General features: G+C 70.0%; 17 protein-coding genes and 1 pseudogene. 9 read left to right on the forward strand and 9 right to left on the reverse strand.

Translation table 11 applies throughout. The annotated features are described in order from the left end of the window. Nucleotides 1–91: 91 nt before the first annotated feature. The 4 genes from AB0J90_RS14995 to murJ form a co-directional block, all read right to left on the reverse strand. Nucleotides 92–1,066 carry a hypothetical protein gene (locus AB0J90_RS14995; RefSeq protein ID WP_363596016.1) on the reverse strand — a complete coding sequence of 325 codons (975 nt, stop codon included), beginning with the start codon at nt 1,064–1,066 and terminating at the stop codon, nt 92–94. Continuing rightward, nucleotides 1,063–1,827, reverse strand: coding sequence for an RNA polymerase sigma factor SigM (sigM, locus tag AB0J90_RS15000; protein WP_363596018.1), 765 nt, complete (start codon nt 1,825–1,827; stop codon nt 1,063–1,065). The genes AB0J90_RS14995 and sigM overlap by 4 nt, the downstream gene beginning before the upstream one ends. 46 nt (nt 1,828–1,873) lie before the next feature. Beyond that, nucleotides 1,874–3,472, reverse strand: coding sequence for a protein kinase family protein (locus AB0J90_RS15005; protein WP_363596020.1), 1,599 nt, complete (start codon nt 3,470–3,472; stop codon nt 1,874–1,876). A gap of 369 nt (nt 3,473–3,841) precedes the next feature. Continuing rightward, on the reverse strand, nt 3,842–5,587 hold the full coding sequence (gene murJ / locus AB0J90_RS15010; protein ID WP_363596022.1) for a murein biosynthesis integral membrane protein MurJ: 1,746 nt from the start codon (nt 5,585–5,587) through the stop codon (nt 3,842–3,844). Nucleotides 5,588–5,741: 154 nt separating this feature from the next. Between murJ and AB0J90_RS15015 the strand changes: the two genes are divergently transcribed. Beyond that, nucleotides 5,742–7,247: a CCA tRNA nucleotidyltransferase gene (locus AB0J90_RS15015; RefSeq protein WP_363596024.1), complete on the forward strand. Its 1,506-nt coding sequence runs from the start codon at nt 5,742–5,744 to the stop codon at nt 7,245–7,247. 129 nt (nt 7,248–7,376) lie between these two features. Here AB0J90_RS15015 and AB0J90_RS15020 read toward each other — a convergent pair whose 3' ends face one another. Further along, nucleotides 7,377–7,934: an NAD(P)H-dependent oxidoreductase gene (locus tag AB0J90_RS15020; protein WP_363596026.1), complete on the reverse strand. Its 558-nt coding sequence runs from the start codon at nt 7,932–7,934 to the stop codon at nt 7,377–7,379. A gap of 451 nt (nt 7,935–8,385) precedes the next feature. Between AB0J90_RS15020 and AB0J90_RS15025 the strand changes: the two genes are divergently transcribed. After that, complete coding sequence (locus tag AB0J90_RS15025) at nt 8,386–9,027, forward strand: hypothetical protein (RefSeq protein ID WP_363596028.1); 642 nt, start codon at nt 8,386–8,388, stop codon at nt 9,025–9,027. A 22-nt stretch (nt 9,028–9,049) separates the two neighbouring features. Next, nucleotides 9,050–9,556, forward strand: a complete 507-nt coding sequence (locus tag AB0J90_RS15030; protein WP_363596030.1) for a methylated-DNA--[protein]-cysteine S-methyltransferase — start codon at nt 9,050–9,052, stop codon at nt 9,554–9,556. Nucleotides 9,557–9,693: 137 nt separating this feature from the next. Here AB0J90_RS15030 and AB0J90_RS15035 read toward each other — a convergent pair whose 3' ends face one another. Both AB0J90_RS15035 and AB0J90_RS15040 read right to left on the reverse strand, forming a co-directional pair. Continuing rightward, nucleotides 9,694–10,773 (reverse strand): inositol-3-phosphate synthase, encoded by a 1,080-nt coding sequence (locus AB0J90_RS15035; RefSeq protein ID WP_363596032.1) that lies wholly within the window; start codon nt 10,771–10,773, stop codon nt 9,694–9,696. A 107-nt stretch (nt 10,774–10,880) separates the two neighbouring features. Then, nucleotides 10,881–11,441 (reverse strand): annotated as a pseudogene (locus tag AB0J90_RS15040) (PadR family transcriptional regulator); the annotation flags it as partial. 176 nt (nt 11,442–11,617) lie between these two features. On the opposite strand from AB0J90_RS15040, the gene AB0J90_RS15045 reads away from it, so the two are divergent. From AB0J90_RS15045 to AB0J90_RS15055, 3 genes are all read left to right on the forward strand, one after another. Next, a complete protein-coding gene (locus tag AB0J90_RS15045) occupies nt 11,618–12,079 on the forward strand; it encodes a DUF5318 domain-containing protein (protein ID WP_363596034.1) in 462 nt (153 codons plus the stop codon). Nucleotides 12,080–12,996: 917 nt separating this feature from the next. Then, nucleotides 12,997–15,264, forward strand: a complete 2,268-nt coding sequence (locus tag AB0J90_RS15050) for a transglycosylase domain-containing protein (RefSeq protein WP_363596036.1) — start codon at nt 12,997–12,999, stop codon at nt 15,262–15,264. A gap of 121 nt (nt 15,265–15,385) precedes the next feature. Next, the gene (locus tag AB0J90_RS15055; RefSeq protein ID WP_363596038.1) at nt 15,386–16,924 is read left to right on the forward strand and encodes a glycosyltransferase 87 family protein; all 1,539 of its coding nucleotides are present in this window, start codon (nt 15,386–15,388) and stop codon (nt 16,922–16,924) included. A 110-nt stretch (nt 16,925–17,034) separates the two neighbouring features. On the opposite strand, the gene AB0J90_RS15060 is transcribed toward AB0J90_RS15055, so the two are convergent. Both AB0J90_RS15060 and AB0J90_RS15065 read right to left on the reverse strand, forming a co-directional pair. Then, nucleotides 17,035–19,329: a hypothetical protein gene (locus AB0J90_RS15060; protein ID WP_363596040.1), complete on the reverse strand. Its 2,295-nt coding sequence runs from the start codon at nt 19,327–19,329 to the stop codon at nt 17,035–17,037. 13 nt (nt 19,330–19,342) lie between these two features. Beyond that, a complete protein-coding gene (locus AB0J90_RS15065; RefSeq protein WP_363596042.1) occupies nt 19,343–20,119 on the reverse strand; it encodes a deoxyribonuclease IV in 777 nt (258 codons plus the stop codon). Between the two features lie 859 nt (nt 20,120–20,978). On the opposite strand from AB0J90_RS15065, the gene rpsF reads away from it, so the two are divergent. From rpsF to rpsR, 3 genes are all read left to right on the forward strand, one after another. Next, a complete protein-coding gene (gene rpsF / locus AB0J90_RS15070; protein ID WP_121157770.1) occupies nt 20,979–21,269 on the forward strand; it encodes a 30S ribosomal protein S6 in 291 nt (96 codons plus the stop codon). A gap of 83 nt (nt 21,270–21,352) precedes the next feature. After that, nucleotides 21,353–21,901: a single-stranded DNA-binding protein gene (locus AB0J90_RS15075; protein ID WP_211349271.1), complete on the forward strand. Its 549-nt coding sequence runs from the start codon at nt 21,353–21,355 to the stop codon at nt 21,899–21,901. 44 nt (nt 21,902–21,945) lie between these two features. Beyond that, the gene (gene rpsR / locus AB0J90_RS15080; RefSeq protein ID WP_007073789.1) at nt 21,946–22,185 is read left to right on the forward strand and encodes a 30S ribosomal protein S18; all 240 of its coding nucleotides are present in this window, start codon (nt 21,946–21,948) and stop codon (nt 22,183–22,185) included. Nucleotides 22,186–22,194 lie beyond the last annotated feature (9 nt).

Below are 22,194 nucleotides of genomic sequence, written 5' to 3' on the forward strand. Positions count from 1 at the left end.
GCAGAACGTCATCTTACGAAGGGGAAATTCCCTAGCCGGCCATCCGGTGGGTCACGTCACGCTGACGGCCAAACAGGCGTGCGGAGTCGATTCACCCTACCTGGGCCTGGTAGCGGGTGTCCGGGCCCGACCCGGGCAGTCCGCAGTCGGCGCCGCTGACCCAGGCCCAACGGGCGCCGGTGCCGTCGACGAGGCCGAGCACGAGCGCGGGAGTGCCCTCGAAGGCGGCGTAGTCCACCAGGTCGAACGTGATCGGGCCGCGGCCGTGGGCGCGGGCGATCGCTTCGAGGCAGGCGGTGAGCGCGTCCGGGTCGGCCAGCCGGGTCAGACCGGCTGCCTGCGGGCCCTGTCCCGGCTCCCGCGCGGCGCCGAGGGTGCCCGGCGAGCTGGCGTCGGGCGGGCTGGCGGCGTCGGTGCCGCTGCGCTCCTCGACGGTGCCCTGGAGCCGGTTGGCGACCGCGCCGTGCAGGGTGGCGGGTGCGTAGTCGGTGCCGGTGGCGACCAGTTGCCGCGCGGCGGGCTGTGCGAACGACGGGGCCATCGCCGGGGCCCTGGCCACGCTGTCGGTGGACGCGCTGTCGGACAGGCCGAGCCGGCTGAGTCCGAAGCCCGCGAACGCGATCACCGCGGCGGCGACCGCCACCAGACCGGCGAGGCGCGACCGGCGCTGCCGGGCCGACCGCGTGGAGCGGTCCCGGCCGCCGTGCGCCCGGTCGTCCGACCCGGGTACGAGGGTGAGCCGGCGCTCGGCCTGCTCGCTCACCGGGTTCTGCTCGGTGAACTGGGTCGGGATGGTGGGTTGGCCGAGCGGCCCGGCATCGGCGAGCGCGGCGGTGAGCCGGTCGCTGATCTCGGCCGGCATGGGTTCGGTGGTGGCCGCCCAGCCGGCCAGGTCCTGCTGGACCGAGTCGAACGCCAGGGCCAGTGCCGCGTACGCGGCCGCCCACTCCGGGTCCGCCTCGATCAGGCGGGCGACCGCAGCCTCTTCCGGGGTGTCCGTCAGGACCCCCTCGAGATAGTCGGCCAGCAGGTCGAGGTCGACCTCGCTGGACTGGCCCGCGGTCACTGTTCCTCCTGCATGCCGTCGCGCCCGGAATGACTCGACCCCGATCGGACGCCGCCACCGGTCGCTGGGTTCCCCCGGGTGACCGACGGCACGTCCTTGTCCGCCCTGTTCGTTGCCGGTACGGCCGGTCCACGGGGGCGCAGGTGGCCCAGGATCAGGGCGAGCCGGGCCCGGCCCCGGGCGCAGCGGCTCTTCACCGTGCCCTCGGCGACACCGAGCATGATCGCGACTTCGGCGACCGGGTAGCCCTGCACGTCGACCAGGATGATCGCGGCCCGCTGCTCGGCCGGAAGCTTGGCCAGCGCCTGCTGGACGACGAGGGCGGTGTCGTGGTCGGGGGCCGGGGCGGCCGGTTCGATGCCGGCCCACCGGCCGGTCTCGTCGGTCCGCGAGCCGTCGGGCAACGGAACCGTGGGGTGTGCCTGCCGGCGCCGAATCCGGTCCAGGCAGGAGTTGACCACGATGCGGTGCAACCAGGTGGTGACCGCGGCGTCGCCGCGGAAGCGGGCGGCGGCGCGGTGGGCCGAGAGCAGTGCGTCCTGTAGGGCGTCGGCCGCGTCCTCCCGGTCGGAGAGGGTACGCAGCGCCACCGCCCACAGCCGGTCCCGGTGCCGGTGGAAGAGGGTCGTGAAGGCGTCCCGGTCACCGTCGACGTGCGCGCGGAGCAGTTCCGCGTCGCTGAGTTCGGTGAGCCGGCCGGGGGCACCTGCGGTGTCGGCCGGGGCGCCGCCCGTCTCGTCCGGCACCGGGAGGCCGGTCATGACCCGGCCTGTCCCGGTGGACGGATGTAGTGCGCCGGCCCGTCGATCATGGTGCCCGGACCGTGATTTCCTGGATGCCGAGCCGGTATTCGTTCTTGGCGTTCTTGGTGATGTCGGTGACCCAGAACAGCAGGTACTGGTATTTCTGGGTGGAGTCGAACGCGCTGAAGGTCATGTTCGCCCCGGCCCGCTCGTACGGCTCGCCGAGGATCGTGTAGCTGGCGACGAGTTGGGTGTCCGACGCCTTGCTGGACGGCAGGGTCGTCGTCCCGGTCTTCAGCTCGGCGGTGGCGCCGGCATTGGCGAGGACCACCTGCACGTCCTTGATGGCCCGGGGCTCCTTCAGGTCGATCAGTACGCCCATGCCCGACTTCAGGCTGGCGAACTTCGGGCCCTCGTAGGAGTCGGACTCCCAGCCCTTGTTGACGTCACCGTCGACCACGGCCGCAGCGCCGTTCAGCTCCTGGCCCCGGTCGGTGCCGGTGCTGACGATCCGGACGCTGTTGCCGTCGATCGGGATCTTCTGCGGCTGCGTCGTCGGCGCGTCCGTGCCGCCGGCCGGGGCGGTGGCACCGGGCGGGGTGCTCGGCGAGGCGGCGTTGGTGCCGCCCTTGTCGGAGAGCGCGTTGATGCCGAAGTAGAGGCCGATCAGGGCGATCACCAGCAGTCCGGCCACCCCGGCGACGATGTTGCGCGTACCGGAGGGTGCGGTCGGAGCGCCGACGCTCTCCTCGTCGTGTGTGGCGAACCGCAGCGGGCCGCTGTTGTCCAGGTACTGCTCCTCGGCGGCGGCGTTCAGCCGGCCGAGTTCGGCGGCGAGCACGTCGACCGAGGGGACCGCGAGCTGCGGGTCGAGCAGGTCCATGGTCAGGTCGTCGAGGTACGCCGGCACGCCGGCCCGTACCTGACGGGGTGCGGCGAGGGCGCCGTTGGCGTCCCGGACCCCGTCCGGCAGGGCGGAGCGGCCCCGGCCGCCGGAGAGGTTGGCCTCGATGTGCGGCCAGGCCCCGGTGAGGGCGAAGTAGAGCACGCCGCCGACCGCTCGGGCATCGGTCTCGATGGTGTCGGCGCCGTCGGCGCGGGCGTCGGCGAGCACCACCCGGCCGTCGTCACCGACCATCACGGTGCCGGGGTGGACGTTGCCGTGCACCATTCCGGTGGCGTGTACGGCGGCGATGGCACCGGCGACGGCGTGCGCGATGCTGGTGGCGCGGGCCGGTTCGAGGGGACCGTCGGCGACCAGTTCCCGCAGCGAGTGGCCGTCCACCCACTCGCGTACGACGTACGCCCGCTCGTCTTCGTCGATGGCGTCGTAGACGCCGACCAGGTTGGGATGGATCACCCGGCTCGCGGTCACCGCGGCCTGGAGCATCTCCATCGCCGAGTCGCCGCCGGGGTACCGGAGCACCACGGCCACGGGCCGGCGAAGCACCACGTCGACACCCCGCCAGACCTGGCGGCCCGCGCTGTCGTCGTTGATGTGCTCGGCCAACTCGTACCGTTCGGCGAGGACCTCACCGACGGCGGGGGCACCGAAGGCCATAACGGGCGGAGTGACCTCGTCCGCCTCCTGACCTTCGCCGACCTGGGTCACCCGTCCTCCCTCGATGATTGTCGCGATCGATGGACCCGTGCTGCTGGGCATTGGTTTTCCGCTCTATCGCCGGTGGACCGGACGCTGGGCGCCATTCCATAGCGTAGGCGCTCTCCGCACCTGTCGAGAGCGACCTTACCTGGGATGGACTCATCCCCGACATGTCATCTTGCGGGCGTACCCGACCCGGTGCCGGGAGTATGCCGAACAGTCCAAGTACGACCGGTGTCATCCGCCTTGATGGCACCGGCAATTCCTAATCTATCGGTTGATTTCAACTACTTGCGCGAGGGTCACCGGTGTGGCCCGCCCGCCCGTTCCGTGGTCGACGAAGATCTGCGGTTGTCCACAGCCAGGCCCTCGCTCATCCACGGACATCCCTCGGTTATCCACAGCTCGTCCCCAGCCGTGTCGTGACGATCAGCGACCAACCTTCTGTCGTACGAGCTGGACCACCTCGCTGATCTCGCTGATCCGCAGCAGCATGGCGAGCCCGACATAACTGGCGCCGATCAGACCACCACCGACGATCAGTCGGATGATCGCCTCCAGTCGGCTCGGCGTCGAATCCCCCGGCAGCAGTTGCAGGGCGAGCCACCCGACCAGGGCCGAGGCGAGCGCGGCGACCAGCACCTTGCCGAGTGTCTTCGTGATCTCGCCGAGGCCGAGCCGGCCGATCCGGCGCCGCAGCAGCATCGCCGTGATCACCACCGCCGCCAGGTACGACACAGCGTTGCCGAGCATCAGCCCGGCGGCGGCGAACGAGGCGCTGAACGCGGCGAAGAGCCCGATCTGCACCACGATCCGGATCCCCACCACCGGAATGTTGATCAGTGCCGGGGTCTTGGTGTCCGGCAGCGCGTAGAAGGCGAAGGTGAAGAGCTGGCTCACCGCGAACGGGATCAGCGCCAGCGCACCGACCAGCAGAACCACCGAGGTCGCGGTGGCGCTCTTGGCGCTGAACGCGCCGTACCGGAACAGCACGACCGCGATCGGGTTGGCCAGCACGGCGTAGCAGACCGCGATCGGGGCGAGTACCGCGGTGACCACCCGGGTTCCCCGGGAAAGGTCGGCGACGACGTCGGCGTACCGGCCCTCCGCTGCTGCCGCGCTCATCCTCGGCATCAGCGCGGTGAGGATCGACACCGCCACGATGCCGTGCGCCATCATCACCAGCAGGAAGACGTTGTTGTAGATCAGCGGCCCGGCCTCGTCGGCGTCTCCGGCCCGGTTCAGCAGGTTGAACAGGACGGCCAGGCCGATCTGGCTCACCGCGACGTAACAGAACATCCAGCCGCCGAGGCGGGCCAGTTCGCGCAGGCCCAGAGCGCGGAAGTCGAACCGCCAGCGCCACCGGAAACCGACCTTGCGCAGGGCCGGCACCAGCCCGGCGGCCTGGACGACCACCCCGAGCAGGGTGCCGCCACCGAGCAGTGCGATCCGGCCGGGCGTCATCTCGTCCGCCGGGATCACCTTCGCCCCGAAGACGGCGATGTAGATCCCGAAGGTGGCGATCACCACCAGGTTGTTCAGGATCGGCGTCCACATCGGGGCGGCGAAGTGGCCCCGGACGTTGAGCACGGCGCTGATCAACGCGGAGAGGCCGGTGAAGAAGATCATCGGCAGCATCAGATACGACAGCAGGGTGACCAGCCGCTGGAAGTCCTCGCTGGTCTGGTCGCTGCCGTACAGCGCGGTCAGCACGGGGGCCAGAACCACCGCGATGACCGCCGCCACTCCCAGGGCGAACACCGCCAGGGTGAGCAGGCGCTGGGCGTACGCCTGGCCCTGGTCCGGGTCGGCCTTGCGGCGCCGGACCAGCACCGGGATCAGCACACTGGTCAGGATGCCGCCGAGCAGGAACTCGTAGACCATGCCCGGGAAGATCTGGGCGGTGGTGTAGGCGTTGCCCACAGCGAGCGAGCCAAGCGCCGAACCGAGCGCGACCGTACGCAGGAAGCCGGTACCACGGCTCACCAGGCTGCCGATCGCCATCACCGCGCTGTTACCCGCGGCGTTCCCCTCGCCCGGCGGCTCCGGGGCCGACGCGGTGGTCTCGACCATGGGCTGGTCCAGGGACTCGATCGAGATCAGGGTCGCGCCGTCCGCGGGCGGCGGGACTCCGTGCGGCATGGCGTTCGCGCTGCGGTACAGCCCGTCGCCCATGAGAGCCTCCCCAACCGGTACGGCGGGCAGGCGTGCCCGGCCGATACTGCTCAGACCTTAGTCAACCGGTGCGATCGTCCGCCGCGCCGAGTCCGATCCGGCTGGTCTGCCCGCCGGGATCTGAGCCGGGCCGGACCGATAGGCTGGCGTTCCCATGTCCGAAACCTCCGCTCCCGACGCCGCCGGACCAGCCGCAGCACCCGCCGCTGGACCAGCCGCGCCCCAGCCCTCCGAGGCCGGGTTGACCACCGTCCAACGCAACGCCGTCGCCGAGCTGCTGCGGGTTTCCCCCGTCGCCGACGAGCTGGGACGCCGATTCGCCCGCGCCGGTCACGAACTGCACCTGGTCGGCGGCTCGGTCCGGGACGCGCTGCTCGGCCGGCTCGGCGACGACCTCGACTTCTGCACCGACGCCCACCCGGACGACACGCTGCGGTTGCTCCGGGGCTGGGCCGAGGCTACCTGGGAGACCGGCCGCGAGTTCGGCACCATCGGCGCTCAGCGCGAGGGGCTGCGGCTGGAGATCACCACCTTCCGGGCCGAGTCGTACGACCAGATCACCCGCAACCCGGTGGTCCAGTACGGCACGAACCTGATCGACGATCTGCGCCGGCGCGACTTCACCATCAACGCGATGGCGGTCAGCCTGCCCGGACACGTGTTCACCGACCCGTACGGCGGGCTCGCCGACCTGGCCGCGCGGGTGATCCGTACGCCGGGAACGCCGCGGGAGTCGTTCGGTGACGATCCGTTGCGCATGCTGCGCGCGGCCCGGTTCGCGGCCCAGCTCGGCTTCACCGTGCAGCCGGAGGTGCACGCGGCGATGGTCGCGATGGCGGCCGACCTGGACCGGATCACCGCCGAGCGGATCCGGGACGAGTTCACCAAGCTGCTCTGCGGCGCGGATCCGATCACCGGCCTGCGGCTGCTGGTCGACACCGGCCTGGCCGACCGCTTCCTGCCCGAGCTGTCCGGCCTGAAGCTGGAGATCGACGAGCACGCCCAGCACAAGGACGTGTACGAGCACACCCTGACCGTGGTCGGCAACGCGGTCCGGCTGGAGGAGAACGGCTGCGACTTCATCCTGCGGATGGCCGCGCTCATGCACGACGCGGGCAAGCCGGCGACGAAGGCGGTCGGCCCGGACGGGCGGGTCAGCTTCCACCACCACGAGGTGGTCGGCGCCAAGCTGACCAAGCAGCGGATGAAGGCGATGCGCTACCCCAAGGACGTGACCTCGCAGGTGGTCGCGCTGGTCGGGTTGCACCTGCGGTTCTACGGGTACGGCCGGGGCGAGTGGACCGACTCGGCAGTCCGGCGGTACGTCGCCGACGCGGGTGAGCTGCTGCCGCGGCTGCACAAACTGACCCGGTCGGACTGCACCACCCGTAACCGGCGCAAGGCGCGGCAGCTCGCCGGGGACTACGACGCGCTGGAGGAGCGGATCGCCCGGATCCAATCGGAGGAGGACCTGGCTCGGGTCCGGCCCGACCTGGACGGCAACGCGATCATGGAGCTGCTCGGCGTACCGCCGGGTCCGTTGGTCGGGCAGGCGTGGCGGTACCTCAAGGAACTGCGCCTGGAGCGCGGGCCGATGGACCGGGACCAGGCCGAGGCGGAGTTGCAGCGCTGGGCGCGGGACCAGGGCATCGCGGGCTGAGCGCGTACCGACGGCGCGGTCATGCCGGCGGTCCACCCGCGCCACGTCCGCCGTCCGCCGGTACCGACGGCAACGGGGCGGCGTCCGGTCCGGACACCGCCCCGTTCGAGTCGTACCGGGGTGTGGCGATTACTTGCGCAGCGTCTCGAGCGCGCGGCCCCAGGCGACCGTCTGGTCGAGCACGGTGTTCAGCGCGTCGTCGTGCATCGCGGCCGGCTTGAACACGCTGTAGTTCTCGAAGTCGCTGTGCAGGGAGAGCGCGACCTGGGCGCGGACGGTCGCGACCTGCAGCTCGGCCATGATCAGGCGGAGGTGCTCGACCGCGCGGGCGCCACCGAGGGAGCCGTAGCTGACGAAGCCGGCCGCCTTGTTGTTCCACTCGCCGTACAGGTAGTCGATCGCGTTCTTCAGCGCGCCCGACGTGGAGTGGTTGTACTCCGGGGTGACGAAGATGTACGCGTCGAACTCCGCGATCTTCGAGGCCCACTCCTTGGTGTGCTCGTTGGCGTACTGGCCCATCGACGGCGGGATCGCCTCGTCGAGGTGCGGCAGGTTGAAGGTCGCGATGTCGACCAACTCGAATTCGGCGTCGGTGCGCTTGCTCGCGAGGTCGTAGACCCAGCGTGCGACGGCCTCGCCGTTACGACCCGGCCGGGTGCTGCCGAGGATGATGGCTACCTTGGTCATGTTTGGATCTTCCTTTACTAGGGTGACGTGTCATCCTTAGACAGCGCCTTAGCCAGGATGACACGTCACCCTTGGTGGGATCAGCGGACGTGACGCACGACTCACGGGTACCCCGGACGTGTGACCGGGCAACCACCGGGTCTGGCGTAGCCGTAGGCCGAAAAGTCCGGTTGGCGCCAGCATCGCACGCCCGGCCCGCGCAGGTCCGGCCATCCGTCAAGCCCCGCAACTCCCCTGGCCCGTGATGTGGAACGGTCGCTGCGCAGGTCGCCGGCCCCGTCCGGGTCGAGCCGCTGAGTGGGCTGCCGGACCGCGGTCCGGGCGACCTCCCCGACCGGCCTCGGCCGCCGGGTGCACGGCTAGCCGGGCGCGATGGTGGCGCGGTGGATGCAACGCCGGCTGCGGGGGGTCGCGTCCTACTGGCGTGGCCAACCACCGGGGCAAGCCGACGATGCCGATCACACGGGTACGGGCGGTGTCGACGCTCGTCGTGACACTGCTCGCGCTGGCCGGGATGATCCTGTCTGCCTGCGCCGACAGACCGTCAGGGGGCGGGCCGGCGGGCGGTCGGGCCGCGGTCGAACCGGCGTTGCTGGGCGCGGACGCCCTCGGCGGCGACTGGACCGCCGGCACCACCTCGGCGGACGGAACGCGCTGGCCCTGGGCCCAGGAGGACTGCCCGGCGTACCGGGACGCGGACTTCCCGGCACAGCGACACCGGCGCGACAGCGTCGCCCGCCAGTACCTGCGCGCATCACCCCGGGCCGCCGCGCTCCAGGTGGTCGAGGCGTACGAGCCGGACTGGGCCGGGCGGGCACTGGAGGACGTACGCCGGGTGCTGGAGGCTTGTGGAAGCTACCCGGCCTACGGTGGGCAGGTCTCGTTCAGCCTGCTCGACTCGGATTTCGCCGGCGACGCGGCGCTGCTGGTACGGGGCCGGATCGTGACCGCCGACGCGCCCGCGACGGTCTCCTACTTCGTGGTGGTACGGCGGGGTTCGCTGGTTTCCACGCTCAACCTGCCCGATCCCGGCGGCGAGAGCGGGGTGCGGGCCGTCGCGGCCCGCCTCGCCGAGCAGCTCGACCGGGCCTGACCTCCCCTTGGATAATGGTCCGATGCGCTGGACCGTGCTCGACACACCGATCGGTGAACTGTCCGTTGCCGCCGACGACGCCGGGATCTGCGGCGTGCACTTCGGGCCGGTCGACGGCGCGGTTCCCGCCGGGACGGAACCGGAGGCGCCAGCCGGACAGGACGGGCGGTGGCGTCGGGCGGCGGTCGAACAACTCCGGCTGTACTTCGCCGGCGAGCTGACCGACTTCACCGTTCCGCTCTCCGTACGCCGTGGTTCGGACTTCGAACGGGCGGTGTGGCGGGAGATGTCGACGATTCCGTACGGGGAGATGCGCACGTACGGGGAGGTGGCCGCGGCGTTGGGTGATCCGGGTGCGGCCCGCGCGGTCGGGGTTGCCTGCAACCGCAACCCGATCCCGGTCATCGTGCCCTGTCACCGGATCGTCGGCGCGGGCGGCAAGCTGGTCGGCTTCGGCGGCGGACTGCCCCGCAAGCGGCAGCTGCTCGAGATCGAGGCCGGTGTCGCGCTGCAGCGGGCCTGGGGCTGAGCTGTTGCAACGGGCCGGGCGCTGAGCTGACGGACCAGCGCGGGACGGGCGGACAACCAGCGAGGGCCGGGTCCAGCGGACCCGGCCCTCGAAGTGTGCTGATCGTCGCTCAGCGTTCGGTGCTCACCGCGGGCTGACTACCGCTCGACGGTGCCGGCGATGAAGTCCTCGACCGACTGGTGGGCGTCGTGGTCGGAGTACTGCACCGGCGGGGACTTCATGAAGTAGGACGAGGCCGAGAGGATCGGTCCACCGATACCCCGGTCCAGTGCGATCTTCGCCGCGCGAACCGCGTCGATGATGACACCGGCGGAGTTCGGCGAGTCCCAGACCTCGAGCTTGAGCTCGGCGTTCAGCGGTACGTCGCCGAACGAGCGACCCTCGAGCCGGATGTACGCCCACTTGCGGTCGTCCAGCCACGGCACGTGGTCCGACGGGCCGATGTGCACGTCGCCCTTGTTGATCTCGTGCGGGATCTGCGAGGTGACCGACTGGGTCTTCGAGATCTTCTTGGAGACCAGGCGGGTGCGCTCCAACATGTTCATGAAGTCCATGTTGCCGCCGAAGTTGAGCTGGTACGTGCGCAGCAGCTCGACCCCGCGGTCCTCGAACAGCTTGGCCAGCGCGCGGTGCACGATCGTCGCACCGACCTGGCTCTTGATGTCGTCGCCGACGATCGGCAGGCCGGCGTCGGTGAACTTCTGCGCCCACGCCGGGTCGGAGGCGATGAACACGGGGAGCGCGTTCACGAACGCGCAGCCGGCGTCGATGGCCGCCTGGGCGTAGAACTTGTCCGCCTGCTCGGAGCCGACCGGCAGGTAGGACACGACCACGTCGACCCGGGCGTCACGCAGTGCCTGCACGACGTCGGCCGGCTCGCGGTCGGACTCCTGGACGATCTCCCGGTAGTACTGGCCCAGCCCGTCAAGGGTCGGACCACGCTGGACGGTGACGCCGGTCGGCGCCACGTCAGCCAGCTTGATCGTGTTGTTCTCGCTGGCCACGATTGCCTCGGCCAGGTCCATGCCCACCTTTTTGGCGTCCACGTCGAACGCCGCGACGAATTCCACGTCGGAGACGTGGTAGTCGCCGAAGGTAACGTGCATGAGACCCGGCACGCGGTCGTTTGGGTCGGCATTGCGGTAGTACTCCACGCCCTGTACCAGGGACGAGGCGCAGTTTCCGACACCGACGATGGCGACGCGGACGGAGCCCATCGCGTTTGCCTCCTTCTTTATCACGGCCGCTCCGGCTCATTGCTGGACTGCTGTCGTCCAGGCGGAGACGGGCTTATCTCGGTTGATGGGGTCCCGCCGGCACCCGAGGGTGCCGCCGGGGACCGGCCGGAGCGCTCGTTTGCGATGAGCTCCTCCAGCCAGCGGACTTCGCGTTCGCAGGCGTCCAGCCCGTGGCGCTGAAGTTCGAGTGTGTACGCGTCGAGGCGCTCGGCCGCTCGGCCCAGCACGTCGCGCAGACCTTCGCGACGTTCCTCGATCTTGCGTCGGCGACCTTCCAGGATCCGTAGCCGGGTTGCCTGGTCGGTACGGGCGAAGAACGCGAAGTGCACCCCGAATCCGGTGTCCTCGTACGTCTCCGGGCCGGTTTGCGCGATGAGCTCGGCAAACCGCTCCTTGCCTTCCGCGGTGATTTTGTAGACCACCCGGCCCCGGCGACTGGTCAGTGCCGGGACCACCTCGGTGGTGACCGAGGTCTCGGCCGCCTCCACGATCCAACCGGCGGCCTGCAGCCGGCGTAGCGTCGGGTAGAGCGAGCCGTAGCTGATCGCCGCGCGGATGGCTCCGAGCTTGGCGGTGAGCTCCTTGCGCAGCTCATAGCCGTGCATGGGGGACTCCTGGAGAAGGCCGAGAATGGCGAGTTCGAGCATCAGATGCCAGTCCTCCATTCCCCGCTTGCTCTCCGGTAATCCACCCGATGTATCGGCCCGATACATCGCACCGTAGCCCCCCGGCGCGGCGAGGGCAAACCCCGGATCGGCATGCGTGTCGTCACAGGGTGTGACGGTGGTCGCCTCGCCGGGCCGAACCGCGTACCCTTCACCGCATGCGTACGCAGCGCCGGGTGGTGGACTACTCGCTCCAGAAGCGGGCGGTGCTGCGCGAGGTCTACGCCGGGCGGGTCGGGACCTACGAGGTCTGTGACGCGTCTCCGTACCTGAAGAACGCCGCTCACTTCCACGGCGAGCCGACCGAGGTGCGGTGCCCGATCTGCCGGCGCGAGAATCTCACGCACGTCCACTACATTTACGGCGATGAGCTCAAGCAGTCCGCCGGTCAGGCACGCAGGTTGGCGGAGCTACCTGTGCTCGCCATGACTGTGCGTGAATTCCAGGTGTACGTGGTCGAGGTCTGCCAGGCCTGCAACTGGAACCACCTCGTCGAGCAGTACCTGCTCGGACGGGACGGTCTGGCGACCGATCAGGGTGACGCTGGCGGCGGCGAGGCGATGGCCGCCACGGGCTCCCGGACCCCGACAGCTCGTCGAAGGCGTGAGGCGCAACGGTGAACCCACCGCCCCCGGCCCCTAGCACGGTTTCCTTGACCAGTCAGGGCGAGTGGCGGATTTCTAACCGGATAAGTCCGGTTATTCCCGAAATGGCTGCAGGCAATGGGCAATCCCGGTCAGGCTTGCAGCGTGTCCTAGCTCACGGCAACCCGGTGGTGGCGCTGGCGCGCCCCACTGCGACCGGCAGGGTGTGACAGATGAACTCGTACGGCGACCCCAGTTCCGCACGCGGTCAGGCCCATGGTTCAGGGCCCAACGGCGAACCCGGACCCACGGCGGACGACCCGTACCGGCGTCCGGCTCAGGACGTCTCCCCGACCTACCGCTCGTCCGCGCCGGATGGCGCCGGTGCGAGTTGGTCGGCCAACGGTGGCTCGAACGGCCACAGCGCAGCGGCATCCGCCCCACGCGGCTCGGCTTCGGTCGGTTCCGCCTCGGTAGGGCCGGCCGCCGGCGGACGGGCCTCGGTCGGTTCCGCCTCGGTCGGCTCCGGGCCGCGCAGCGCGCCCCCGGGAGGCCCGGCTGCCTCGGGATCCGCCTCCGCCGGTCCCGGTGCCAGAGGTACGGCGTCGAGAGGCTCCGCTTCGGTCGGTTCCGCGTCCGTCGGGTCCGCTTCGGTGGGCTCGGCTTCGGTGGGCTCGGCCTCCGTCGGTTCCGCCTCCGTGGGCTCGGCGTCCGTCGGAGCCGGTCGGGCGCGGGTCGGACGGGCCAGCGTCGGCTCGGCTTCGGTGGGCTCGGCTTCGGTCGGCGGCGCGGCCGGCAGTGCGGGGGTCGCCGGTCGGGCCAGCGTACGTCCGATCTCACCCGCCGGTCCGGGTGGTCCCGGTGGACCCGGGGGTCCGAACGGACCCGGTGGCCCCGGTGGGCCGGACGGTCCCGGGCGGCGTGGCCGGCGGGGCGGCACCGATCCCGAGTCGTTGCGCAAGGCCAAGATGCGTAAGCGGATCAACTGGCTCATCGCCGGTTTCGCCGTACTGATCATGCTGGCCGGTGGTGGCGTGGTGGCCACGACGTACTACTCCACCACGGTGGTGCTGCCGGAGGACCTGGCGCTCCCGCTGTCCAGCACGATCTACGCCGCCGACGGCACCACCCAGCTGGTGAAGATGGGCGAGTACAACCGGAACTTCGTCACGATCGAGCAGATCCCCGACTACGTCGAGCAGGCGGTCGCGTCGGCCGAGGACCGCAACTTCTACACCCACGGCGGTCTCGACTACGTGGGTATCGCCCGGGCCGCCTGGAACAACTTCACCGGCGGCAGCAAGCAGGGCGCGTCGACCATCACCCAGCAGTACGCCCGCAACGCGATGGAACTCAGCGGCGGCTACGGCCGGAAGATCAAAGAAGCGGTGCTGGCGTCCAAGCTGAACGAGAAGTACAGCAAGCCCGAGATCATGAAGTTCTACCTGAACACGATCTACTTCGGTCGGGGCGCGTACGGGATCGACGCGGCGGCGCAGGCGTACTTCCACGTGCCGGTGGACAAGCTGACCCCCGCCCAGGGCGCGGTGCTGGCAGCGGTGATCAAGCAGCCGCAGCCGGACGAGGTGACCGGGCACAAGGGTTACGACCCGGCGGACAACCTCGAGGCCGCCAAGGACCGGTGGAACTACGTACTCAACGGCATGGTGGAGAAGAAGTGGCTGCCGGCTGACAAGCGGCCGGTCGAGTACCCCGAGGTCTTCCCGCCCAACACCGCCTGCGCCACCGAGTGCGGCATCAACACCCCGGTCGGCAACGTGGTCAACTACGTGCGCGACGAAATGGTGGAGAAGAAGATCTGTTCGAGCGCCGAGACCTGTGTCAAGGAGATCCGGGACGGCGGCTACAAGATCACCACCACCATCGACGGCAAGATGCAGAAGGCGTTGGAGGCCGCCGCCTGGCGCAAGGCCAAGGGATCCGAGCTCAGCGACCAGCCGGCGAACCTGATGGCTGCCGCGGTCGCGATCCAACCGGGAACCGGCCGGGTGCTGGCCTACTTCGGTGGTGACAACGGCACCGGTCACGACTACGCCGGCAAGAACATGGAAGGCACCCTGACCGGTGGCCATCCGCCGGGCTCGACCTTCAAGATCTACACCTTGGCGGCGGCACTGGAAGCCGGGATCGCGGTCGACTCGCACTGGGACGCGACGCCGTTCCAGGTCCCAGGTGGCGGCCCGAAGGTCCAGAACGCCGGTCGGAACGCGACGTGTGGCAAGAACTGCTCGCTCGAGTTCTCCACGGTCCAGTCGTACAACGTGCCGTTCTACCACGTGACCGAGAAGATCGGCGTGGACAAGGTGGTCGAAATGGCCAAGGCGGCCGGCGTCACCACCATGTGGACCGACGACAACAAGCCGTACGACCTGGTCAAGGGCTCCGGCAAGGACTCCCCGTTCGACACCTACGTCGGCTTCGGCCAGTACGCGATCACCGTGCTCGACCACGCCACCGGCGTGGCCACGCTCGCCGCCCGGGGCAAGTACAGCAAGCCGCACTTCATCGCGAAGGTCGAGCAGAAGAACAAGGAGACCGGCGCCTGGACGAAGGTCGGCGGCGAACAGATCAAGGTGGAGCAGAAGATCCGTACCGAGGTCGCCGACAGCGTCAACGCGGTGCTGGAAAAGATTCCCGAGGCGAACAAGGACACCCTGTCCGGCAACCGCCCGGCGACCGGCAAGACCGGCACCTGGGAACTGAGCCCGACCAGCAGCGACAACGCACACGCCTGGATGGTCGGTGCCACCCCGCAGATCGCGACCGCGGTCTGGGTGGGCAACGTCGGTGACCTGAAGGCGATCAAGGACAAGAACAAGGCGGCGATCGGCGGCAACGGGCTACCCGCCGACATCTGGAAAGACTTCATGAACGCCGCGTCCAAGGGCATGAAGACGGAGAAGTTCGCCGATCCGCCGAAGGACTTCGGTGACCCGGACGCCGGCAACGGCATCGCGCCGCCTCCGCCGCCGGCAACCTGCGACAACCCGATCCCGATCCTCTGCCCGCCGGGCACCATCCCGACCCAGCCCAACCAGCCGGGTCAGCCCAACCAGCCAGGTCAGCCGAACCAGCCCGGCCAGCCCAACCAACCGGGTCAGCCGAACCAGCCGGGGCAACCCAACCAGCCGGGTCGACCCGAGGGCGGTGGCGGCGGTGGCGGCGGGACCGTGAGCCCCACCCCGCGTACGCGGAACTGATCGATCTGACGGGCCGGCGGCCGGGTGATCACCCGGCCGCCGGCCCATTTCCGTACCCGGCCGCCGACACGGGCGGACCGGGCGGGACGGATCGCGGTCGCGTACGGCAGGATGCCTGTTCATGAGCGCGCAGTCGACGGCAGGCATCGACGAGCCTGAAAAGGTGGACCACCCCTCCCGCTCGGACGGCTTCGTCCGCGGACTGGCCGAGGCGATCGGCGGACCGATGGGCACACACGCCGCCGGCCGACCGCGTGGCGGTGGACGCGGCGGCGTCGTCTTCTGGAGCGCCGCCCGGATCGTGCTGGCGCTGACCTGCCTCACGCTTGCCCTGCACTGGGTGCAGAAGTCGCCCTGCCAGGACGGCGCGTGGCAGAACAACGTGCAGTACACCCGGCTCTGCTACACCGACGTGCTCGCGCTCTACTACGCCGAGGGCCTCAACGAGGGCAAGGTGCCCTACGCGGACCACCCGGTCGAGTACCCGGTGGTGACCGGTTACTTCATGGGCGCGCTGGGCCTGCCCGTACACGCGCTCGGCGAGTCCCGGCCCGGCCTCAACCAGGGCATGTGGTTCTACAACGTCAACGCCATCGTGCTCAGCGCCCTGGCGGTCGCGACCGTGGCCATGCTGCTGTCGCTGCGCCGCCGCCGACCCTGGGACGCGGCGCTGTTCGCCCTGTCACCGGCGCTGCTGGTCACCGCCACCGTCAACTGGGACCTGCTCGCCATCGGCCTGGCCGCCTTCGGCATGTACGCCTGGGCCCGGCGCCGACCCGTCGCGGCCGGCATCCTGCTCGGCCTGGCCGGCGCGGCGAAGCTCTTCCCGCTGTTCATCTTCGGCCCGCTGATCGTGCTGGCCATCCGAGCGAACCGGCTGAAACAGGCGCTGATAGCCGCCGGCACCGCCGTCGTCACGGTCGTCGCGGTCAACCTGCCGGTGGCGATCCCCTACCGGGAGAGCTGGGACCGATTCTTCGAACTGAACACCGAGCGGCCGATCGACTGGGGCACGCTCTGGTACATCGGCCGCTACCTGGACGGGAAGTGGAACAGCGGCAACCCCGGTGACCAGGGACCGTTCCAGTGGCTCAGCAACCACGTCGACCCGACCCTCAACTACCTGACGTACGTCCTGTTCGGGCTGGCCTGCGTCGGCGTGGCCCTGCTGGCGCTGCTCGCGCCGCGCCGGCCGAGGCTGGCCCAACTCGCCTTCCTTGTGGTCGCCGCGTTCCTCATCTTCAGCAAGGTCTGGTCCCAGCAGTACACGCTCTGGCTGCTGCCGCTGCTGGTGCTCGCCCGGCCCCGCTGGGGCGCGTTCCTGGCCTGGCAGTTCGCCGAGGTCTGCTACTTCGTCGCCTTCTACGGCGAACTGCTCGGCGCCTCCGGCAAACAGGTCTTCCCGGAGGGCGTCTTCGTGCTCGCCGCCACCCTCCGGTTGGTCACCGTGGCGGTGCTCTGCGGGCTGATCGTGCGGGAGGTGCTCCGCCCCGAACTCGACCCCGTACGCGCCACCTACGACGACGACCCGGACGGCGGGGTCCTGGACGGTGCCGCGGACGCACCGTGGTTCACCCGATGGCGTACGGGACGCAGGGCGGACAACTCCGACGCCTCCCCGGAACCGCCCGCGCCCGGTCAACCGGTGCCGGTGGCCTAGCGGAAGCAGCGAGGGCCAGAAGTCGAAGCGGCCCGGTTCACCCGATCTTTCGGGGGAACCGGGCCGCTTTCGTTTCGGGCCGTGCCGAGCACCAGTCTCGGATCCCAGGGTCAGCTTCCGTCGAGGTGGAAGACGATGGTGTCGCCGCTGTCCTCACGCAGGATGTCGAACTGGTTCACCGGCTGGTCGGCGGCGCCCTCCCAGGGCGTACCGACCGCCCGATCCTTGAGCAGGACGACCGTCTTCACCCCGAGCCCGCGCAGGTAGTCGACGCTCTCCTGGTCGGGGAACGCCCGCGTACGCTCGCGTGCCTGGGCCAGCGAGTCCGGGGTGAATCCGCTGCCGCCGTTCACCACGTCCTGGAAACGGCTCGTCGACCAGAGCATCACGTTCTGGTCGGTGCCCTGGTCGGACGGGAGCACCAGGACCGGGCCGTCGACCGTACGCAGCGCCGCCGGCTGGGCGGGCACGATCGGGGTGGGGGTCGAGTTCAGCCCCTCGGCCAGCACCAGCACCAGTGGCAGCAGGGTGGCCAGGCGCAACAGCGGGCCGGGACGCGGCGGGATCCGTTCCGCCGCCGAGATGTCCCGCGCCCGCTTGGCGAACGCGCTCACCGATCCGGCGGCGAGTATCCCGAGCAGCAGCGTGGTCCAGATCATCAGCCGGCCGGGAGTGCGCAGCCCGTCCCAACCGGGCAGGTGCTCGAAGAGCGGGAGATAGGTGAACCGGCCGCCGAAGAACTCCGTGCCCAGCGTCAGGATGCCGCTGACGAGCACCCCGCCCAGCAACAGCAGGCGCTGCCGGACGGTCCAGATGGAGAAGAACAGGCCGGCGAGGGCCAGCGCGTAGAGCACGAAGCCGGGCAGCAGCGTGTTCTCCGGCGCCCACGGCAGCCCGGCCCGTGCCGCTTCGTGCAGCCTGCCCCACAGCAGCGACTCCTGCGGCGCGACGACGAAACCACTCGGCGGTGGCGAGTAGAGGGCGAGGTCTCCGACCGTACGTTTGGCGTTCGGGTGCAGCTCGGCGACCCGGAAGTACGGAATGGCGAGCAGTACGCCGATACCCGCGAAGATCACCGCGCCCCAGAAGTCGGCCAGGAGCAGCCGTACGCCGAGTGGTCGCCGTTCCGGCCAGAACCAGGTACGCCGTACGAACCAGGTCACCGCGGAGACGATGAAGATCACGGCGAGCAGGTACGCGAACGGCAGGCCGATGCCGAAGCCGAGACTGAGCTGCCAGGCGGCGACCAGCCAGCCGCCGAGTGCCCAGCCGGCGTGCTTGCGTTCGGGCCGGAAGCCGTGCCGCAACGACCAGCCGTGTCCCCGGGCCAGCATCGCCAGCGCCAGCGGGATTCCGCCGTTGGAGATGATGTGCAGGTGCCCGGCCTGGGAGAGCAGCCACGGCGGGTACGCGAACGCCACCCCGGCGACCGCCGCCCCGATCCGGCCCGCGCCGAGCTGGCGCACCAGCGCGTACGCGCCGACGGTGGCGAGGGCGTGCGCCAGCACGAAGATGATGTTGTAACGCACCAGCGCGGCAACCGGGCCGTGACCGATCATCCCGGCCGGGGCGTACCCGAGCAGGGTGTCGGAGAAGGCGAAGCTCCAGGACTCCGGGTAGAACGCGTTCGACTGCCAGAGCAGCGCCGGATTGGTCAGCAGGATGTGCCCGGACCAGGACATCTGCCACGCCTGCAGGGTCGGGTCCCAGATGTCCTGCGGGATGGTGTGCGCGGGATAGCGCAAGGTCGGCCAGGTCAGTACGACGGCGAGCACCAGGCTGGCCAGACCAGCCAGGGTCCACTCGTGCACCAGGACCCGGGTGATCCGGCTCAACCGACTCGGTACCGGCTCCGGTGCCGGAGCGAACGCCGACCACCGGTCGACCGGCTCCGCCTCCGACTCGCTCGCCTCGGCGGCCGGCTTGAGCTGTACGGCGTCCGCCGTCGACCGGCGCAACGGCCAGGCCCGTCGCCACCACGGTGGTCGTGCTCCGGTTGCCGGGGCGTTCGGCTTGATCACGCCGAGGTCGATCACCGTCGGCTCGGCAGCCGTCGCTGCGTCGGCCTTGCTCTTCGGGTCCGCCTTGCTGGCCTCGGGCGCGGTCTTCGGGTCCGCCTTGCTGGCCTCGGCCTTGCTCTTCGGGTCCGCCTTGCCGTGGCTTCCGGTCTTGGCGTTCGGGTCGGGTTTGCCGTTCCCATGCGGCTCGTTGGTGACGTCGGACCCGGTCACCGGCTCGGCCTGGTCGGGCTTGCCCACGGCGTCGATCCCGTTGGCGGGCTTGTCGCGGTCGGATCCGTTGGTGGTGGGGCAGGCCGGGTTGGTCGCCGGCTCGTCGGTGCCGGTGGTCGCTTGAGTGGCCGCGTCGGCGGGCACGTCGGTGGCGTTCGACTGGTCCGTTGTCATCAGCCTGCTTTTCCTACCGGCCCACGCGGTCGCGCAGGAATGCGATGTCCGCGCCCTGGCCGTCGGCCCCACCCGGCGTCTCCACGACGACCGGGGCGCCGGCCGCGCGGATGACGGCGACCACCAGGTCGGGATCGATTTTTCCCTGCCCCAGATTGTCGTGCCGATCGCGGCCGGAGTCGAATCCGTCCTTCGAATCGTTGGCGTGGATCAGGTCGATCCGGCCGGTGATCGCCTTGACCCGGTCCACGATGTCGAGCAGGTCCTCGCCGCCGGCGTGGGCGTGACAGGTGTCCAGGCAGAAGCCGACGCCGTACTCACCGACCGCGTCCCAGAGCCGGGCGAGCGCGTCGAACCGGCGGGCACACGCGTTGTCGCCACCGGCGGTGTTCTCGATCAGCACCGGGGTGGCGAACCCGCCGGACTCGGCCGCGTACGCGAAGGTCTTGCGCCAGTTGTCGAATCCCTTGGCGATGTCGTCGCCCTTGTTCACGTGACCACCGTGCACGATCAGCCCTCGGGCGCCCACCGTCGCCGCCGCGTTGGCGTGCTCGACCAACAGTTTGCGACTGGGGATCCGGATCCGGTTGTTCAACGTCGCCACGTTGATGACGTACGGCGCGTGGATGTAGACGTCGACCTCGGCGGCGCGTAACCGGTCGGCGTCCGCCCTGGGTTCCGGTGCTTTCCAGCCCTGCGGATCGGCGAGGAAGAACTGCACCGTGTCCGCCTTGCGGAGGGTGGCCTCGTCCAGCGGGTCCGCAGAATCGACGTGGGCTCCGATACGCATGAGGGCGAGCCTACGTCCCATGGGCCCGTGCCGGCATCGCGGCGGCCGTCGGCTGGCGCCGAAGGGTGCCTCGCCGCGGGGTGCGTTACCGCTCGCCGGACCGGTCGTTAGCAGTGGTGAGACTCCTGGTCCGGCGCTCGGATCAGGGCCGGAATCGCTGCCGACCCGAGGGACGAAGAAGTGCCGTCGCTGCTCCGACACCGCCGCACCACCATGGTTGTGGCCGCGTTGTTCGCCGGCGCGCCGCCGCTGGCGGCCGCGGTGGGCGGGCAGGTCGCGACGGCGTCGGCGGTCGGACGTACGACTGACGTTGATCCATGGCCCCCCTCCGCCGCGCGGCCCGGCGCGGCGGAGGGGAGTGCCTTCCCGTCGGCCCGCCCCGCCAGCCCGGTGGAGCAGCCCATGGTGCCGGCCGAGCCGGTCCGGGACGCGGGGTTGACCCGGCTGCTCGCGCTCATCGCGGCGATCTGCGTGCTGGGTGTCAGTGTTGGGGCAATTCGGGCTATCGTCGCTCAACGAGCAACACGGACTGTTGTGGCGTAAGATGACAACTAAGTAGGCTCCGCGGGGCGCCTCCTGTCCAACCTCATCGGTGTGGTCGTTCCTCCCCAGGTCCCACCCAAAGAATGCGGACAGGGCGCCCCGCGGCTCTGCAAGGAAGGGCCCCTTCCTATCGATCTTCGGTAGGAAGGGGCCCTGTCAACACCCCGTACGCCCGGTGAACGTCTCGGTACGTCACCGGGTATCCTGGTCAGGTTGTCTGCGTAACCACGGGTTCCCCCGCCGGTTAGCGGCAACGACGCACGACCTCCTGCCACGGAAGGACCGTGGCCGTTAGCCCATAGGAGGTGAGCACGTCTTGCGTCATTACGAGATCATGGTCATCCTCGATCCAAGCCTCGAGGAGCGCACCGTCGCCCCGTCGCTCGACACGTACCTCAACGTGATCCGCACCGCGGGTGGCTCGGTGGAGAAGCTCGACGTGTGGGGCCGCCGGCGCCTCTCGTTCGAGATCAACAAGAAGGCCGAGGGCATCTACGCCGTCATCGATCTGCAGGCATCGCCTGCGGCGGTGGCTGAGCTGGACCGTCAGCTGCGACTCAACGAGTCCGTGCTGCGCACCAAGGTCATCCGGCCGGAAACGCGCTGACGCGCGTTCTTTCCCGGCACGCCCGGATCAGCCTCAAGCGCTCTGTCGTACTGCTCTGGCAGCCTTACGGCGGAGTGTTATGAGTGCGCGAGGAGTTGGTCATGGCAGGAGATACCACCATCACGGTCATCGGCAACCTGACTGATGACCCCGAGTTGCGTTTCACCCCGTCCGGCGCGGCGGTTGCCAAGTTCCGGGTCGCCTCGACGCCCCGGTTCATGGACCGGGCCACGAACGAGTGGAAGGACGGCGACCCGCTCTTCCTCGCCTGCACCGTATGGCGGCAGGCAGCGGAGCATGTCGCCGAGTCGCTGCAGCGGGGTGCCCGCGTGATCGTCTCGGGCCGGCTGCGCCAGCGGTCGTACGAGACCCGCGAGGGTGAGAAGCGCACCGTCATCGAGCTGGAGGTCGACGAGATCGGCCCGTCGCTGCGGTACGCCACGGCGAAGGTGCAGAAGATGTCGCGCTCCGGTGGCGGCGGTGGCGGCTTCGGCGCCTCCGGCGGTGGCGGTGGCGGTGGTGGCCAGCAGGGCGGCGGAGGCAACTTCGACGACCCGTGGGCCACGGCAGCCCCGTCCTCCTCGGCTTCCGGTTCGGGCGGCGGAAACTTCGACGAAGAGCCTCCGTTCTGATGGCGCCGCCGAGCGCTCGAGATCGCAAACCAGGAGCAAGAGCAATGGCAAAGGCTGCGGCACTGCGCAAGCCGAAGAAGAAGGTGAACCCGCTCGACAAGGACGGGATCACCTACATCGACTACAAGGACACCGCGTTGCTGCGGAAGTTCATCTCCGACCGCGGCAAGATCCGCGCTCGGCGGGTGACCGGGGTTACCTCCCAGCAGCAGCGCCAGATCGCCCGTGCGGTCAAGAACGCCCGTGAGATGGCGCTCCTGCCGTACACGGCCACGGCCCGCTGAGAGGAGACG

Origin of the sequence: Micromonospora sp. NPDC049523 (assembly GCF_040676775.1) — a bacterium.
Taxonomy (GTDB): Bacteria; Actinomycetota; Actinomycetes; order Mycobacteriales; family Micromonosporaceae; genus Micromonospora_G.